We start from the raw sequence: 16,958 nt of genomic DNA on the forward strand, positions 1-16,958 counted from the left end.
TTCCAGCTCGCGGCTTGAAGCTTGTAACGTGAAGCTGCCCGGAGGGCTCCCCATGAGCTATGTGATCGACCGACGCCTCAATGGCAAGAACAAGAGCACGGTAAACCGTCAACGTTTCCTGCGGCGTTACCGTGACCACATCAAAAAGGCCGTTGAAGAGGCCGTAAGCCGCCGTTCCATCACCGACATGGAGCATGGCGAACAGATCAGCATTCCCGGACGGGACATCGACGAACCGGTGCTGCACCACGGCCGGGGGGGCAAGCAGACTGTCGTGCATCCGGGCAACAAGGAGTTCACCACCGGCGAACACATCCAGCGCCCCCAAGGCGGTGGCGGCGGCAAAGGCCCCGGCAAGGCGGGTAACTCCGGCGAAGGCATGGATGAGTTCGTGTTCCAGATCACCCAGGAAGAATTCCTCGAATTCATGTTCGAAGACCTCGAACTGCCCAACCTGGTCAAGCGCAACCTGACCGGCACCGACACGTTCAAGACCGTGCGCGCCGGGATCAGCAACGAAGGCAACCCTTCCCGGATCAACATCATCCGCACCCTGCGTTCGGCACACGCCCGGCGCATCGCCCTGTCCGGCAGCAGCCGCGCCAAATTGAAGGAGGCCAAGGAAGAGTTGGCGCGCTTGAAACGCGAAGAACCGGACAACTTCGGCGATATCCAGGAAATCGAGACAGAAATCGAGAAACTCAGCGCGCGCATTCACCGCGTGCCGTTCCTCGACACCTTCGACTTGAAATACAACCTGTTGGTCAAACAACCCAACCCAAGCTCCAAGGCGGTGATGTTCTGCCTGATGGACGTGTCCGGCTCCATGACCCAGGCCACCAAAGACATCGCCAAGCGCTTTTTCATCCTGCTGTACCTGTTCCTCAAGCGCAACTACGACAAGATCGATGTGGTGTTCATCCGCCACCACACCAGCGCCCGGGAAGTCGATGAGGAGGAATTCTTCTATTCACGGGAAACCGGCGGCACCATCGTCTCCAGCGCGTTGAAACTGATGCAGGAAATCATGGCCGAGCGCTACCCGGCCAACGACTGGAACATCTACGCGGCGCAGGCCTCCGACGGCGACAACTGGAATGACGACTCGCCGATCTGCCGCGACATCTTGATCAACCAGATCATGCCATTCGTGCAGTACTACACTTATGTCGAGATCACCCCCCGTGAGCACCAGGCGCTGTGGTTCGAATACGAGCGCATCGGCGAAGCCTTCGCCGACACGTTCGCCCAACAGCAATTGGTCTCGGCCGGCGATATCTATCCGGTCTTCCGTGAACTCTTCCAGCGCAGGTTAGTGACATGACCGCCAAAGAGCATAAACGCCAACCCATTTCCACGGGGTCTGAGTGGACCTTTGAACTGATCCAGGCCTACGACCGGGAAATCAGCCGCATCGCGGCCGGTTATGCCCTGGACACCTATCCCAACCAGATCGAAGTGATCACCGCCGAACAGATGATGGATGCCTACGCTTCGGTAGGCATGCCCCTGGGTTACCACCATTGGTCCTACGGCAAACACTTCCTCAGCACCGAAAAGTCCTACAGCCGCGGCCAGATGGGTCTGGCCTACGAAATCGTGATCAACTCCGACCCTTGCATCGCCTACCTGATGGAAGAAAACACCATCTGCATGCAGGCGCTGGTGGTGGCTCATGCCTGCTACGGGCATAACAGTTTCTTCAAGGGCAACTACCTGTTTCGTACCTGGACCGACGCCAGCTCGATCATCGACTATCTGGTGTTCGCCAAGCAGTACATCATGCAGTGCGAGGAGCGCCACGGCATCGATGCGGTGGAAGACTTGCTCGACTCCTGCCATGCCCTGATGAACTACGGCGTCGATCGCTACAAACGCCCGTATCCGATTTCCGCCGAAGAAGAACGCCTGCGCCAGAAGGAGCGCGAGGAACACCTGCAGAAGCAGATCAACGACCTGTGGCGCACCATTCCCAAACGCGCCGATAAAAACAGCGACAAGGACAATGCGCGCTTCCCCGCCGAACCTCAGGAAAACATCCTGTATTTCCTGGAAAAGCACGCGCCCCTGCTGGAGCCGTGGCAACGGGAAATCGTGCGTATCGTGCGCAAGATCGCCCAGTACTTTTACCCACAGCGCCAGACCCAGGTGATGAACGAAGGCTGGGCGACATTCTGGCACTACACCCTGATAAACGACCTGTACGACGAAGGCTTGGTCACTGACGGCTTCATGATGGAGTTCCTCACTTCCCACACCAGCGTGGTGTTCCAACCCGGCTTCGACAGCCCGTACTACAGCGGCATCAACCCGTATGCGCTGGGCTTTGCCATGTATCGCGACATCCGGCGCATGTGCGAAAACCCCACTGAGGAAGACCGCCACTGGTTCCCGGAAATCGCCGGCACCGACTGGCTTTCCACCATCAAGTTCGCCATGAGCAGCTTCAAGGACGAGAGCTTCATCCTGCAGTACCTGTCGCCCAAGGTGATTCGCGACCTGAAGCTGTTCAGCATCCTCGATGACGACCTCAAGGACGACCTGGTGGTGCCGGCCATCCACGACGAGCCCGGCTACCGCACCATTCGCGAAACCCTGGCGGCGCAGTACAACCTGGGCAACCGCGAGCCCAACGTGCAGATCTACAGCATCGACGTGCGCGGCGACCGCTCGCTGACCCTGCGTCACCAGCAGCACGACCGCAAACCCCTGGGCGAGTCCACCGAGGAAGTGCTCAAGCACCTGCATCGGCTGTGGGGGTTCGACATCCACCTGGAAACCCTGCAGGGCGATCAGGTGATGAAAACCCACCACGTCCCCCCACGCAGCGATCACAACGATAACGACTACGGCCGCCTGGACCTGGCCGTCGTTCATCTCTGAAACGGCAAAGCCTCCATTGGCCGGGCACAGGCGTTATCCTGTGCGGCTAATGGAGGCTTTTTCATGAAAATCTACAAAGTCGGCGGCGCGGTGCGTGACCGCCTTCTGGGCATCAAGGTCACCGATATCGACCGTGTCGTCGTCGGCGCAACGGCCGAGGAAATGCTCGCCAAGGGCTATAAACCGGTGGGCGCGGACTTCCCGGTATTCCTCGACCCGAAAAACGGCGACGAATACGCCCTCGCCCGTACCGAGCGCAAGAGTGGCCGGGGCTATGGCGGCTTTGTGTTTCACGCCAGCCCGGACGTCACGCTGGAAGAAGACCTGATCCGCCGCGACCTGACCATCAACGCCATGGCAGAGGACGACGACGGCAGGCTGACCGACCCCTATCACGGCCAGCGCGACCTTGAAGCCCGCATTTTACGCCACGTTTCCCCGGCGTTCGCCGAAGATCCCCTGCGCGTATTGCGGGTTGCGCGCTTTGCTGCGCGCTACGCCCACCTGGGTTTTACAGTGGCGCCGCAAACCCTGGACCTGATGCGTCAACTCAGCGAATCCGGTGAACTCGAAGCCCTGACGCCGGAGCGCAGCTGGAAGGAAATTTCCCGTGCCCTGATGGAAGATCAGCCCCAGGTATTCATCCAGGTGCTGCGCGATTGCGCCGCACTGAACACCTTGATGCCGGAAGTCGATGCCCTGTTCGGCGTGCCGCAGCCCGCAGCCCATCACCCCGAGATCGACAGCGGCGTTCACACCTTGAGCGTGCTCGAACAGGCCGCTTTGCATCACCAGCCGCTGACAGTACGCTGGGCCTGCCTGCTGCATGACGTCGGCAAAGGCCTGACGCCTGTGGATAAGTTGCCACAGCATATTGCCCATGAGCAGCGCGGCCTGAAGCTGATCAAGGCGGTCAATGAACGCTTCAAGGCGCCGAGGGACTGCCAGGAACTGGCGCTGTTGGTGGGCCAATACCACACCCATGGTCATCGTGCCCTGGAGCTTAAAGCCTCGACATTGCTGGAGTTGCTGCAGAGTTTTGACGTTTACCGGCGGCCGCAGCGCTTTGAAGAGTTCGTGGTCGCCTGCGAAATGGACGCCCGCGGCCGCAAGGGCTTGGAACAACGCAGTTATCCACAGGCAGATTATTTGCGCGGCGCCGCAAAGGCCGCGCGCGAGGTCGCGGTGGCGCCGTTGCTGGAGAAGGGTTTCAAGGGCCCCGAACTGGGCGAGGCCCTGAAGCGCGAACGGCTCAAGACCTTGAAAGCCTACAAGGAACAGCACGCCCTATAGCAGCGCGCTCGGCGTCAGTTGCTGGCCCCGCCATTCGAATCCGACGGGCGCCAGCACCTGATCGATCTGTGCATCCCGCCACAGCTCAGCCAGCGTCTTGCCCACTTCAGGATGTACACGATCCGGCGCCATCATCGACAACGGCCACAGCACGAAGGCGTTTTTCAGGATTTCTGCACGCGGCAGGATCAGGCCATCGAAGTTGCCCACCAGATCGCCATACAGCAGCACGTCGATATCCAGCGGCAGGCCCTTGCGATCCGGCGCGTAACGGCCATTGTCGGCCTCGATGGATTTCAGCCGGCGATCCAGCTCCATCAACGACAGGTCGGTATAGGCCGACACCACCAGATTGAAGAACAGCCCGCTCTTGATGCCCACCGGCTGGCTCTCGAACACCGCCGAGCAGCGCATGTCGATCAAGAAGCCCGCGAGTGCATCCAGGCCCGCGCATAGATGGGGCTCGCGCTCGATATTGCTGCCAAGACCAAGGTAAACCTGAGTTAGCGACATCCGCGCTCGATCTCCACGCCCACGCCCTTGGCGGCCGGCACGGCCCCCGGCTTGGTCAACTTGAGGTGCAGCCAGGGAATCTGGAACTCGCTCATCAGCACTTCGGCCAGACGCTCGGCAAAGGTTTCCACCAACTGGTACTGCGACTGCTCGGCAAAGGCCTGGATACGCGCGGATACACTGGCGTAATCCAGTGCCAGGGTGAGGTCGTCACCCGCAGCGGCCGGGCGGTTGTCCCAGGCGAAACTCAGGTCCAGGCGCAAGCATTGCTTGATGCCGCGCTCCCAGTCGTAGGCCCCGATCACGGTGTCGACTTCCAGGCCTTCGATAAACACTCTGTCCAAGCTCTTCTCCGCAGCACGACAAGGGCGCGATGCCCCGTTAGAATCAGGGCGTCCTCGCCCGGAATAGTTAGCATGTTTTGGTCACTGGCGATTTTCGCCTACCTGCTCGGCTCGCTGTCCTTCGCCATTTTGCTCAGCCGCCTGACGGGAAATCCCGACCCGCGAATGGGTGGCTCAGGCAATGCCGGCGCCACCAACATGCTGCGCCTGGCCGGCAAGAAGCTCGCCGTGCTGACGCTGCTGGGCGACGTGTGCAAGGGCCTGTTGCCCGTACTGATCGCCAGCCTTGCCGGCCTTACTCTGCAACAGCAAGCCTGGATTGGCGTGTGCGCCGTCCTCGGCCATCTGTTTCCGTTGTACTTCCGTTTTCGCGGCGGCAAGGGTGTCGCCACGGCGGCCGGCATGCTGCTGGGGATCTACCCTCCGGCGGCGCTGCTGGCCATGCTCGCTTGGCTGCTGACCTTCTACCTGACCCGCACCAGCTCGCTGGCCGCGCTGATCGCCACGCCGCTCACCCTGCCGTTGCTGGCCTGGCAGGAACCGGCGGCGCTGTTGCCGATGAGTGTGCTGACCCTGCTGATCGTCTGGCGCCATCGCGGCAATTTACGCGACCTGTTTGCCGGGCGCGAACGGCATTTTTAAATCCGGCCGATGAATTCCGCTCACCTTGAGCGCCTACAACGGTGACAACTGCTCCATCGGCCAGCGTGCCTGCACGCTGATCGCCAGGCTTTCGTGCTGCCCGGCCTGCAGGCGCTGGCAACCGGCATAAGCGATCATCGCGCCGTTGTCGGTGCAGAATTCAGGGCGCGCATAGAACACATCACCCTTCATGTCGCCGAGCATTTTTTCCAAGGATGCGCGCAAGGCCTTGTTGGCGCTGACGCCGCCTGCGATCACCAGGCGCTGCATGCCCGCCTGTTTCAGGGCGCGCTTGCACTTGATGGTCAAAGTCTCCACCACCGCCTGCTGGAACGCCAGCGCGATGTCGCAACGGGCTTGCTCACTGTCGTCCCCGGCGCTGACGCTGTGCTGCCAGGTATTCAGGGCAGAGGTCTTCAAACCGCTGAAGCTGAACATCAGCCCCGGGCGATCACACATCGGACGCGGGAAGGTATAGCGACCGGCGACGCCTTTTTCGGCCAGGCGCGCGATTTCCGGACCGCCGGGATAATTGAGGCCCATCATCTTCGCGGTCTTGTCGAACGCCTCACCGGCGGCATCGTCCAGCGACTCGCCCAATAGCGTGTATTGACCGATCCCATCGACCTGAACCAGCTGCGTATGGCCACCCGAAACCAACAAAGCGACGAACGGGAACTGCGGCGGTGTTTTTTCCAGCATCGGCGCCAGCAAATGGCCTTCCATATGGTGTACGCCGAGGGCCGGAATGTCCCAGGCAAATGCCAGCGCCTGGGCGCAAGAAGCCCCAACCAGAAGGGCTCCGACCAATCCGGGGCCGGCGGTGTAGGCGATCGCATCGATCTCGGTCGGCACACAGCCGGCCTCGTCCAGCACCTGCCGAATCAACGGCAGCATGCGTTTGACGTGATCACGGCTGGCAAGCTCCGGCACCACGCCGCCATAGGCGCGATGCAAGTCGATCTGACTGAACAGCGCATCGGCCAAAAGCCCGCGTTCACTGTCGTAAAGTGCGACACCGGTTTCGTCGCAGGAGGTTTCAAGTCCCAGTACTAGCATGGGTTTGCGCCTTGTAGAGGCTGAATTCGAAGGCGCGCATAATAGTCGCCACTCCCCCTCCCGACTAGCGGTTTTCGATCAGAGGCTTTGCATTCCTGGCAATGAGGGGTTAACATCCGCAACCCTTAAAAACCGACGACCTCAGCCGCGAATTTTTTGCGACGAGAACGTTGATTCCCGGTAATGAAAGAAGGTAGCTCTGGATGCCAGCCGTCAAAGTAAAAGAGAACGAACCCTTCGACGTAGCTCTGCGTCGTTTCAAGCGCTCCTGCGAAAAAGCCGGTGTTCTGGCTGAAGTTCGTAGCCGCGAATTTTACGAGAAGCCAACTTCTGAGCGTAAGCGTAAAGCAGCAGCCGCTGTTAAGCGTCACGCCAAGAAAGTTCAGCGCGAGCAGCGCCGCGCCGTTCGTCTGTACTAATACACAGACGTTCGTAGCAAGCTTCTGCCAAGCCCGGCCCTAAGCCGGGCTGTTGGCATTTGCGGATATCGCTTGATGCTTCACCGTCGACGCCGCCCATGCGACCGAGACACTGCTTCACACGTCAGGACTGGCTCTTCTGCCAGCGGTGCGCGTCTCTTCTGACGAGTCTAACAAGGCTACTGACGAGCACACTTATTTCTTCAAGCAGACGATCGACTGTGTCGGCTGTGCCCATCGATGCGCTTCCGAGGCCCGCCATTGGCCAAGACCGGACGCCGGGGCAACATTTCTTCGCCGAACAGACTGAGTAGAAATTAACGTCAGTGGATGTTCGGCAGATACACTTCCTGACAGCCCAAGCAGACGATTGATGGTCGAGCCATACGATACGTGCGCTTGAGCACTTCACGGGCCCTCATTTCCACGCAGTGATGACGAGAACGCCATGGCCGGGCTGATTCCCCAGAGCTTTATTGACGACCTTCTGAACCGCACCGACATCGTCGATGTAGTCAGCTCGCGCCTGCAAATGAAGAAGGCGGGCAAGAACTACACCGCCTGCTGCCCGTTCCACAAGGAAAAGACCCCGTCGTTCAGCGTCAGCCCCGACAAGCAGTTCTACTACTGCTTCGGCTGCGGCGCGGGCGGCAACGCCCTCGGCTTTATCATGGACCACGACAACCTGGACTTCCCCCAGGCCGTCGAGGAACTGGCCAAAGCCGCCGGCATGGAAATCCCCCGCGAAGAAAGCGGCCGCCCGCACAAACCGCGGCAACCCACCGATTCGCCGCTGTACCCGCTGCTGACCGCCGCCGCCGACTTTTATCGCCAGGCGCTCAAGAGCCATCCGCAGCGCAAGGCCGCCGTCGACTACCTCAAGGGGCGCGGCCTCACCGGCGAAATCGCCCGCGACTTCGGCCTGGGCTTCGCCCCGCCGGGCTGGGACAACCTGTACAAACACCTGAGCAGCGACACCCTCCAGCAAAAAGCCATGATCGACGCCGGCCTGCTGGTGGAAAACGCCGAGACCGGCAAGCGCTACGACCGCTTCCGCGACCGCGTGATGTTCCCGATCCGCGACAGCCGTGGCCGGATCATCGCCTTCGGTGGCCGGGTGCTCGGGGACGACAAGCCCAAGTACCTCAACTCGCCGGAAACCGCAGTGTTTCACAAGGGCCAGGAACTCTATGGCCTGTTCGAAGCGCGCAAGAACAACCGCAACCTCGACGAAATCATCGTGGTTGAAGGCTATATGGACGTGATCGCCCTCGCCCAGCAAGGCCTGCGCAATGCCGTGGCGACCCTGGGCACCGCCACCAGCGAAGAACACTTGAAGCGCCTGTTCCGCGTAGTGCCCAGCGTGCTGTTCTGCTTCGACGGCGACCAGGCCGGCCGCAACGCTGCCTGGCGCGCCCTCGAAGCCACGCTGCCGTGCCTGCAGGACGGGCGCCGCGCACGCTTCTTGTTCCTGCCCGAAGGCGAAGACCCGGACACCCTGGTCCGCTCCGAAGGCACCGACGCCTTCCGCGCGCGCATCAACCAGCATGCGCAGCCGCTGGCGGACTATTTCTTCCAGCAACTGACCGAAGAAGCCGACCCGCGCTCCCTCGAAGGCAAGGCGCACATGGCCACCCTCGCGGCGCCGCTGATCGACAAAGTGCCGGGCGCGAACCTGCGCACCCTGATGCGTCACCGCCTGCTGGAAATCACCGGACTGAGCGGCGAAGCGGTCAGCCAGCTGGTCCACAGCGCACCGCAAGATGCGCCGCCGGCCTACGACCCAGGCATGGATTACGACGCCATGCCGGACTATTCCGACTTCCACCAACCGCAGGAGGCCTACACGCCCCAGCAGGAGTGGACACCGAAAAAGCCCGGCGCCGGCGGCAAGAAATGGGACAAGAAGCCCTGGAACAAAAACGGCAAGCGTGGTGACCGCGACGAGGCCTACGCCCCGCGCACCCCGGTGGCCGTAGAGGCGCCGACGCTGATTGCCCTGCGCACGCTCATCCACCATCCGCAATTGGCGGGCAAGGTCGAGAGTGCCGAGCACTTTGCCAACGAGAGCAATACCTATGCCCAGGTACTGATCGCGCTGATCGAGGCGGTGCAGAAAAATCCTAAGCTAAACTCCATTCAGCTGATGGCTCGCTGGCATGGCACCGAACAAGGGCGGTTGTTGAAAGCACTCGCAGAAAAGGAGTGGCTAATTGACGGCGATAACCTTGAACAACAGTTTTTAGACACCATTACTAGGTTATCCGCGGGTCAGCACACGCAGACCCTCGATGAACTCATCAAGAGAGCGAGGCAGCCGGGATTATCGGCTGAAGAGCAAATTCAGATAGCAAAACAGATGCGTGACCTCTTAAAACAGAATGTTTCCGCATCAAACCCGACCTCAGCTGGCGCGTGAGGTCATAGCTCGGGTATAATCCTCGGCTTGTTTTTTGCCCGCCAAGACCTTCAGTGGATAGGGTGTTATGTCCGGAAAAGCGCAACAGCAGTCTCGTATCAAAGAGTTGATCACCCTGGGTCGTGAGCAGAAGTATCTGACTTACGCAGAGGTCAACGATCACCTGCCTGAGGATATTTCAGATCCAGAGCAGGTGGAAGACATCATCCGCATGATCAACGACATGGGGATCCCCGTACACGAGAGTGCTCCGGATGCGGACGCCCTTATGTTGGCCGACGCCGATACCGACGAGGCAGCCGCTGAAGAAGCCGCTGCCGCGTTGGCCGCGGTGGAGACCGACATCGGTCGCACGACTGACCCTGTACGCATGTATATGCGTGAAATGGGTACCGTCGAGTTGCTGACACGCGAAGGCGAAATCGAAATCGCCAAGCGTATTGAAGAGGGTATCCGTGAAGTGATGGGCGCAATTGCGCACTTCCCTGGCACGGTTGACCACATTCTCTCCGAGTACACTCGCGTCACCACCGAAGGTGGCCGCCTGTCCGACGTCCTGAGCGGTTATATCGACCCGGACGACGGCATTGCGCCACCTGCTGCCGAAGTGCCGCCGCCTGTCGACCCGAAAGCCGTGAAAGCGGACGACGATGCCGAAGACGACGATGCCGAAGCCAGCACCGACGACGAAGATGAAGTCGAAAGCGGTCCAGACCCGATCATCGCTGCCCAGCGTTTCGGTGCGGTTTCCGATCAAATGGAAATCACCCGCAAGGCCCTGAAAAAGCACGGTCGCTCCAACAAGCTGGCAATTGCCGAGCTGGTGGCGCTGGCTGAGCTGTTCATGCCGATCAAGCTGGTGCCGAAGCAATTCGAAGGCCTGGTCGAGCGTGTTCGTAGCGCCCTTGAGCGTCTGCGCGCACAAGAGCGGGCGATCATGCAGCTCTGTGTGCGTGATGCGCGCATGCCGCGTACCGACTTCCTGCGCCAGTTCCCGGGCAACGAAGTTGACGAAAGCTGGACCGACGCTCTGGCCAAAGGCAAGGCGAAATACGCCGAAGCCATTGGTCGCCTGCAGCCCGATATCATTCGTTGCCAGCAGAAGCTGACCGCACTTCAGACCGAAACCGGTCTGACGATTGCCGAGATCAAGGACATCAACCGTCGCATGTCGATCGGTGAGGCCAAGGCCCGCCGCGCGAAGAAAGAGATGGTTGAAGCGAACTTGCGTCTGGTGATCTCCATTGCCAAGAAGTACACCAACCGTGGCCTGCAATTCCTCGATCTGATCCAGGAAGGCAACATCGGCTTGATGAAGGCGGTGGACAAGTTCGAATACCGTCGCGGCTACAAGTTCTCGACTTATGCCACCTGGTGGATCCGTCAGGCGATCACTCGCTCGATCGCCGACCAGGCCCGCACCATCCGTATTCCGGTGCACATGATCGAGACGATCAACAAGCTCAACCGTATTTCCCGGCAGATGTTGCAGGAAATGGGTCGCGAACCGACCCCGGAAGAGCTGGGCGAACGCATGGAAATGCCTGAGGATAAAATCCGCAAGGTATTGAAGATCGCTAAAGAGCCGATCTCCATGGAAACCCCGATCGGTGATGACGAAGACTCCCATCTGGGCGACTTCATCGAAGACTCGACCATGCAGTCGCCAATCGATGTAGCCACCGTTGAGAGCCTTAAAGAAGCGACCCGCGACGTACTGTCCGGCCTCACTGCCCGTGAAGCCAAGGTACTGCGCATGCGTTTCGGCATCGACATGAATACCGACCACACCCTTGAGGAAGTCGGTAAACAGTTTGACGTGACCCGCGAGCGGATTCGTCAGATCGAAGCCAAGGCGCTGCGCAAGTTGCGTCACCCGACGCGAAGCGAGCATCTGCGCTCCTTCCTCGACGAGTGATCCCAGAACCCCCGGCCCAGGCCGGGGGTTTTGCTTTCTACCGATTACTTTTTATAGATTCACCGCCGCGCCCTCCCTCCCCCGCAATGCCCGTCTACACTCGAAACATTCCCCGTGCCATAACGAGACCGTTATGCCCAGATTGCCGACCGTGCTTTTGCTGTCGCTGCTGACCTGGACCGCAACGGCTGGCGCCTTGACTCTCACGGAGGATGAGCGTGGCTGGTTGGCGGACCATCAGGAGCTGCGCCTGGGGGTGGATGCCTCCTGGCCGCCCTTCGAATACCGCGACGAGAACGGACGCTACCAAGGCTTGGCGGCGGATTACGTGCGCCTGATCCAAGACCGCCTGGGCGTCCGGATCAAGCTGATCGAGCCGGTGAACTGGAGCGCCGTCCTCGAACAGGCCCGCAACAACCAGCTCGACCTGCTGCCGGGCATCATGTCCACCCCCGAGCGCCAGGCCTACATGGCGTTCACGCGGCCTTACCTGGACTTCCCCATCGTCATCCTCGCCCATGAAGGCGGTGCGCAACCGCACAACCTGAAGGACCTCTATGGGTTGAAGATTGCCGTGGTGGAGAACTACGCGCCCCATGAATTGCTGCGCACCCACCACCCCGACCTCAACCTGGTGGCCTTGCCGAATGTCAGCTCGACCCTGCAGGCGCTGGCCACCGATGAAGTGGACGCAGTAGTCGGCGACCTGGCTTCGAGCGTATGGAGCCTGCGCCAACTCAAGCTCGATGGCTTGTACGTCAGCGGTGAAACGCCCTACCGCTACCAACTGGCGATGGGCGTGCCTCGTGAAAACAAAATGCTGGTAGGGATTCTGGACAAGGTCCTCGCTGACCTCAGCCCGGACGAAACGCAAGCGATCCAGCGACACTGGGTCGGCAGCCTCACCGATCACCACACGTTCTGGACGGATCTGCTGACGTATGGCCTGCCCACGATACTGCTGCTGAGCAGCGTATTGGTCGTCGTGATTCGGATCAATCGTCGGCTCAGTTCGGAAATTTCCCGCCGCGTCGCCCTCGAGCAGGAACTGCGCAGCAGCGAATATCACTATCGCGGCCTGGTGGAGAGCTTGTCCGCCATTGCCTGGGAAGCCAGCATTAGTGATTTCACCTACAGTTACGTGTCTCCGCATGCCGAAGAACTGCTCGGTTACCCCCGCGCCCATTGGCTGATTCCAGGCTTCTGGCGCAGCATCATTCACCCCGCCGACCTGACGCGCACCGAAGCCTATTGCTACCGCGAAACCCGCGCCAGCCGTGATCACAGCGTCGATTACCGGGTGATCACCGCCGACGGCCGTTGCCTGTGGGTACGCGACATTGTCAGCCTGATCGAACACGGCCATGAACCGGTACTCCGTGGCTTGATGATCGACATCAGTGACGCCAAGCGCACGGAAGAGGCGCTGCAATTGTCCGAGCAAAAATTTGCCTCGGTGTTCCAACAGTGCCCAGACATTCTGGTGATCGCACGAATGTCCGACGGCTGCCTGTTGGAGGTCAACAAAGCGTTTGAGGACCAGGTGGGCCTGAAGGCCGAAGACGTGATCGGTAAAACCGCTACTTCGCTGAATATCTGGGGTATCCCGGGCATCGGCCCGGACCTGCTGCAACGGCTGCAGACCACCAGCATCCGCAACCTGGAAATGCGCTTTCTGCGCAGCAACGGCCAAGCCTTTACCGGGCTGATTTCCGCCGAACCGTTCCAACTCGACACGACCGAAGCCCTGGTAGTTGTGGTGCGAGACATCACCCAGCTCAAGGAAACCCAGCAACAGCTGCAAACCTCCGAAGAGAAATTCGCCAAGGCCTTCCATGCCTCGCCCGACGGTTTGCTTTTGAGCCGTCAGAGCGATGGCCAACTGATCGAGGTCAACGAAGGGTTCAGCCGCATTACCGGCATCGCCAGCGTGAGTTCCCTCGACCAGTCGACCCTGGACCTGGGCATCTGGGTCGACCTCAACGAACGCAAACACATGCTGGAGCTGCTGCAACGCGACGGGTTTGTCCGCGATTTCATCTGCCATATCCGCCGCAGCGACGGGCAGATCCGGCTCTGCGAGTTGTCCAGCCGTCCGCTGCCCATCGGCGATGACGACTGCATGCTGACCATCGCTCGGGACATTACCGAGCGCCAACAGATGCAGGAAAAACTGCAACAGGCCGCTACCGTCTTCGAAAGCACCGCCGAAGGCGTGTTGATCACCGACACCCGGCAAAACATCAGCGCCGTGAACCGCGCCTTCAGCGAGATCACCGGCTACAGCGAAGCCGAAGCCCTCGGCCACACCCCGCGCCTGCTCGCCTCCGGCCTGCATGACAGCGCATTCTATGCCGCGATGTGGCACCAGTTGACCACTCACGGGCATTGGCAGGGCGAGATCTCCAACCGTCGCAAGAATGGCGAGGTCTACCCCAGTTGGCTGACCATCAGCGCCGTGCGCAACCGCGACCAGGCGATCACGCACTTCGTCGCGGTGTTTGCCGACATCTCCAGCCTCAAACACGCCCAGGCCCGCCTCGACTACCAGGCCCATCACGACCCGCTGACCGGCCTGCCCAACCGCACCCTGTTTGAAAACCGGCTACAGGCCGCGCTCAACAATCAACAGGAGAGCGGCCACCAGGGCGCCGTGCTGTTCCTCGACCTGGATCGCTTCAAACACATCAACGACAGCCTCGGCCACCCGATCGGCGATCTGCTGCTCCAGAACATCGCCGTGCGCCTCAAGGAGCAACTGCGCGACATCGACACCGTCGCCCGCCTGGGCGGCGACGAATTCATCATCCTCCTGCCCGGCCTGCAGCAAGCCAGCGACGCCCAGCACCTGGCCAATAAACTGCTGGCCTGCTTCACCCCGCCGTTCCAGGCGGGTGAGCACGAGTTTTTTATCAGCGCCAGCATCGGCACCAGCCTGTACCCCCAGGACGGCATGGACGTCGCCACCCTGGTCAAAAACGCCGACGCCGCGATGTACCGCTCCAAGGCCAAGGGCCGCAACCGCGTCGAAGGCTACACCCGCGACCTGACCGCCCAGGCCAAAGAACGCGTGGCGCTGGAACATGAACTGCGCCGGGCCATCGAACGCGATGAGCTGAGCCTGTATTACCAACCCAAACGGAGCCTGGAGACCCAGGAACTGATCGGCGCCGAAGCGCTGATCCGCTGGCACCACCCGACCTTCGGCGACGTACCGCCCGAACACTTCATCGCCCTGGCCGAAGAGAACGGCATGATCCTGCAGATCGGCGATTGGGTCCTGGAACAGGCCTGCCAACAAATGCACGCCTGGCAAACCGTGTTCGATCACTTCGGCCCGCTGTCAGTCAACCTCGCCGGCGCACAACTGCGCCAGCCCAACCTGCTGTCACGCATCGAACAGCTACTGCGCGATTACCGCCTCGAACCCGGCTGCCTGCAACTGGAGATCACCGAAAACTTCATCATGAGCCAGGCCGAAGAAGCGCTGGACGTGCTGCACCAACTCAAACGCCTGGGCGTACAACTGGCGATCGATGATTTCGGCACCGGCTATTCATCCCTCAGCTACCTCAAGCGCCTGCCCCTGGACTTCCTGAAAATCGACCAATCCTTCATCCGCGGCCTGCCCGACGACCCCCACGACGTGGCGATCGTGCGCGCCATCATTGCCCTGGGCCACAGCATGCAATTCACCATCATCGCCGAAGGCGTAGAGACCCCCGCACAACAAACCTTCCTCGCCGCCGAGGGCTGCGAACAGATGCAAGGCTACATCGTCAGCCTGCCCCTGCCCCCGGAGCTTTTTGCCGCGACGTTTCTTCGTATGAGGGTTCAGGATTTTTCGGATAGCACAGCGGAGAAACCATCGCTATAATCCGCGACCTGTTAAGGGCCTATAGCTCAGTTGGTCAGAGCAGAGGACTCATAATCCTTTGGTCCACGGTTCAAGTCCGTGTGGGCCCACCAACTCCAAAGCCGCGCATTGCGCGGCTTTTGTGTGTCTGTCGCTGCCGTTTTAGCCAGCGCCCTCGCCCTCAGGCTCACGTCGCAAACAACTGCCCGATATCCCGGAACGCCTTGAACTCCAACGCGTTTCCGCAGGGGTCAAACAAAAACAGTGTCGCCTGCTCCCCCACTTGGCCTTTGAAGCGAATGTGCGGTTCCAGCACGAACGCGGTCTGCCGTGCCTGCAAGCGCGCCGCCAGCGCATGCCAGTCGTCCCAGCTCAATACCACGCCGAAATGCGGCACGGGGACGTCGTGGCCGTCGACTGCGTTGGTGTGCGCCGCAGCCTGGGAGGCTGTTTTGGGGTGTTCATGAATCACCAGTTGATGGCCGAAGAAGTTGAAGTCGACCCAGTGGTCGCTGGAGCGGCCCTCTTGTAGGCCGAATACCTCAGCGTAGAAATGCCGGGCAGCCGCCAGGTCGAATACCGGAATAGCCAAGTGAAAAGGTGCCAGTGTCATCAGGTCAAACCTCTGCGGGTCGTGGAGAGGCTCGAGTTTAGCCTTGCTGCTGGCGATGAAAAGACGATAGTTTTTGCGCCGAGCTCAAATAATTTCGATGAGTTGAGGCGCCCATGCTGCGTGAATTGAAGACCTTTATCGCGGTAACGCGCCACGGTACGTTCGCCGCGACGGGCATGCATATCGGGCTGACGCAATCGGCGGTCAGTGCGCAGATTCGTCAACTGGAGCAGGCGCTCGGGGTGGCGTTGTTCGACCGCACCGGGCGCCAGGCTACGCTGAATGCCGCAGGCGTTCGCGCCTTGCCGCTGGCCAAGGAGATTCTGGAGACGTTCAACCGCATGGCAGTGCCGGTGGAGGCCAATGAATACCGGGGCGAGCTGAAAGTCGGGGCGATCAGCACTGCACAGACCGGGTTGTTGCCCCAGGCCCTGGTCCGGTTACGTCAGGCCGCGCCGACCGTGGAATGCAAGTTGGTGCCCGGCGTGTCCCTGGAATTGCTGAGCCAGGTGGACGCCGGCGAGCTGGACTCGGCGATTATCATTCGACCGCCTTTTGACTTGCCTAAGGAGCTGCACGTACAGGTGCTGCGCAAGGAGCCTTTTGCGCTGATCGTGCCGCATGCACTGGCGGGCGATGACCCCTTGCAGTTGCTCGGCAGCCAGCCCCATGTGCGCTACGACCGGGCGTCGTTTGGCGGTCGATTGGTCAGCCGGTTTCTGCGCGAGCAGAAGCTCGAGGTGCAGGTGGCGCTAGAGTTGGATGAGCTGGAAGCCATCGTCAAGATGGTCGAGTGTGGCCTGGGGGTGTCGCTGATTCCTCAGGCGGGGCTGTGGCTCGAACGCTCGCCCCATGTACGAATTATCCCGCTAGGCCATCTGACCTTTTACCGGGAGATCATCCTGCTCAGTCGCTACAACCACCGCAACCTGCCCGTGCCGCAACTGTTTGCCCGCTGTCTGTTGGCTGACGCAAGCCTGTAACATATGCCCCCTATCC

13 protein-coding genes and 1 tRNA gene are annotated in these 16,958 nt (G+C 60.6%); 10 read left to right on the forward strand and 4 right to left on the reverse strand.

Going from position 1 to position 16,958, the window contains the following annotated elements; translation table 11 throughout:
- Positions 1-52: 52 nt before the first annotated feature.
- The 3 genes from LQ249_RS28540 (at position 53) to LQ249_RS28550 (ending at position 4,176) form a co-directional block, all read left to right on the forward strand.
- Complete coding sequence (locus LQ249_RS28540) at positions 53-1,324, forward strand: YeaH/YhbH family protein (RefSeq protein WP_017847815.1); 1,272 nt, start codon at positions 53-55, stop codon at positions 1,322-1,324.
- Entirely contained in the window at positions 1,321-2,883 is a 1,563-nt protein-coding gene (locus tag LQ249_RS28545) for a SpoVR family protein (RefSeq protein ID WP_108524962.1), read from the forward strand. The genes LQ249_RS28540 and LQ249_RS28545 overlap by 4 nt, the downstream gene beginning before the upstream one ends.
- Positions 2,884-2,946: 63 nt before the next feature.
- A complete protein-coding gene (locus LQ249_RS28550) occupies positions 2,947-4,176 on the forward strand; it encodes a multifunctional CCA addition/repair protein (protein WP_057005395.1) in 1,230 nt (409 codons plus the stop codon).
- On the opposite strand, the gene folK is transcribed toward LQ249_RS28550, so the two are convergent.
- Both folK and folB read right to left on the reverse strand, forming a co-directional pair.
- Positions 4,171-4,689, reverse strand: a complete 519-nt coding sequence (gene folK / locus LQ249_RS28555; protein WP_046381854.1) for a 2-amino-4-hydroxy-6-hydroxymethyldihydropteridine diphosphokinase — start codon at positions 4,687-4,689, stop codon at positions 4,171-4,173. The two genes, LQ249_RS28550 and folK, sit on opposite strands and share 6 nt — an antisense overlap.
- The gene (gene folB / locus LQ249_RS28560) at positions 4,680-5,033 is read right to left on the reverse strand and encodes a dihydroneopterin aldolase (protein ID WP_026140135.1); all 354 of its coding nucleotides are present in this window, start codon (positions 5,031-5,033) and stop codon (positions 4,680-4,682) included. Before folB ends, folK begins: the two co-directional genes overlap by 10 nt.
- Before the next feature lie 72 nt (positions 5,034-5,105).
- On the opposite strand from folB, the gene plsY reads away from it, so the two are divergent.
- Positions 5,106-5,675, forward strand: coding sequence for a glycerol-3-phosphate 1-O-acyltransferase PlsY (gene plsY / locus LQ249_RS28565; RefSeq protein WP_046489144.1), 570 nt, complete (start codon positions 5,106-5,108; stop codon positions 5,673-5,675).
- 33 nt (positions 5,676-5,708) lie between these two features.
- Here plsY and tsaD read toward each other — a convergent pair whose 3' ends face one another.
- Positions 5,709-6,734, reverse strand: a complete 1,026-nt coding sequence (gene tsaD, locus LQ249_RS28570) for a tRNA (adenosine(37)-N6)-threonylcarbamoyltransferase complex transferase subunit TsaD (protein WP_017847821.1) — start codon at positions 6,732-6,734, stop codon at positions 5,709-5,711.
- Between the two features lie 203 nt (positions 6,735-6,937).
- Between tsaD and rpsU the strand changes: the two genes are divergently transcribed.
- The 5 genes from rpsU (at position 6,938) to LQ249_RS28595 (ending at position 15,459) form a co-directional block, all read left to right on the forward strand.
- Positions 6,938-7,153, forward strand: a complete 216-nt coding sequence (rpsU, locus tag LQ249_RS28575; protein ID WP_002551877.1) for a 30S ribosomal protein S21 — start codon at positions 6,938-6,940, stop codon at positions 7,151-7,153.
- Between the two features lie 448 nt (positions 7,154-7,601).
- Entirely contained in the window at positions 7,602-9,572 is a 1,971-nt protein-coding gene (gene dnaG / locus LQ249_RS28580; RefSeq protein WP_057005397.1) for a DNA primase, read from the forward strand.
- A 67-nt stretch (positions 9,573-9,639) separates the two neighbouring features.
- A complete protein-coding gene (gene rpoD, locus LQ249_RS28585) occupies positions 9,640-11,490 on the forward strand; it encodes an RNA polymerase sigma factor RpoD (RefSeq protein WP_017847823.1) in 1,851 nt (616 codons plus the stop codon).
- Between the two features lie 133 nt (positions 11,491-11,623).
- Positions 11,624-15,367 (forward strand): EAL domain-containing protein, encoded by a 3,744-nt coding sequence (locus LQ249_RS28590; RefSeq protein WP_169863690.1) that lies wholly within the window; start codon positions 11,624-11,626, stop codon positions 15,365-15,367.
- A gap of 15 nt (positions 15,368-15,382) precedes the next feature.
- A tRNA-Ile gene (locus LQ249_RS28595) sits at positions 15,383-15,459 on the forward strand.
- A gap of 74 nt (positions 15,460-15,533) precedes the next feature.
- On the opposite strand, the gene LQ249_RS28600 is transcribed toward LQ249_RS28595, so the two are convergent.
- Positions 15,534-15,959, reverse strand: coding sequence for a VOC family protein (locus LQ249_RS28600; RefSeq protein WP_108524955.1), 426 nt, complete (start codon positions 15,957-15,959; stop codon positions 15,534-15,536).
- 113 nt (positions 15,960-16,072) lie between these two features.
- Here LQ249_RS28600 and LQ249_RS28605 point away from each other — a divergent pair, with 113 nt between their 5' ends.
- Entirely contained in the window at positions 16,073-16,942 is an 870-nt protein-coding gene (locus LQ249_RS28605) for a LysR family transcriptional regulator (protein WP_232566053.1), read from the forward strand.
- Positions 16,943-16,958 lie beyond the last annotated feature (16 nt).

The sequence above is a fragment of the Pseudomonas sp. 7-41 genome (genome assembly GCF_021233075.1).
Taxonomy (GTDB): domain Bacteria; phylum Pseudomonadota; class Gammaproteobacteria; order Pseudomonadales; family Pseudomonadaceae; genus Aquipseudomonas; species Aquipseudomonas veronii.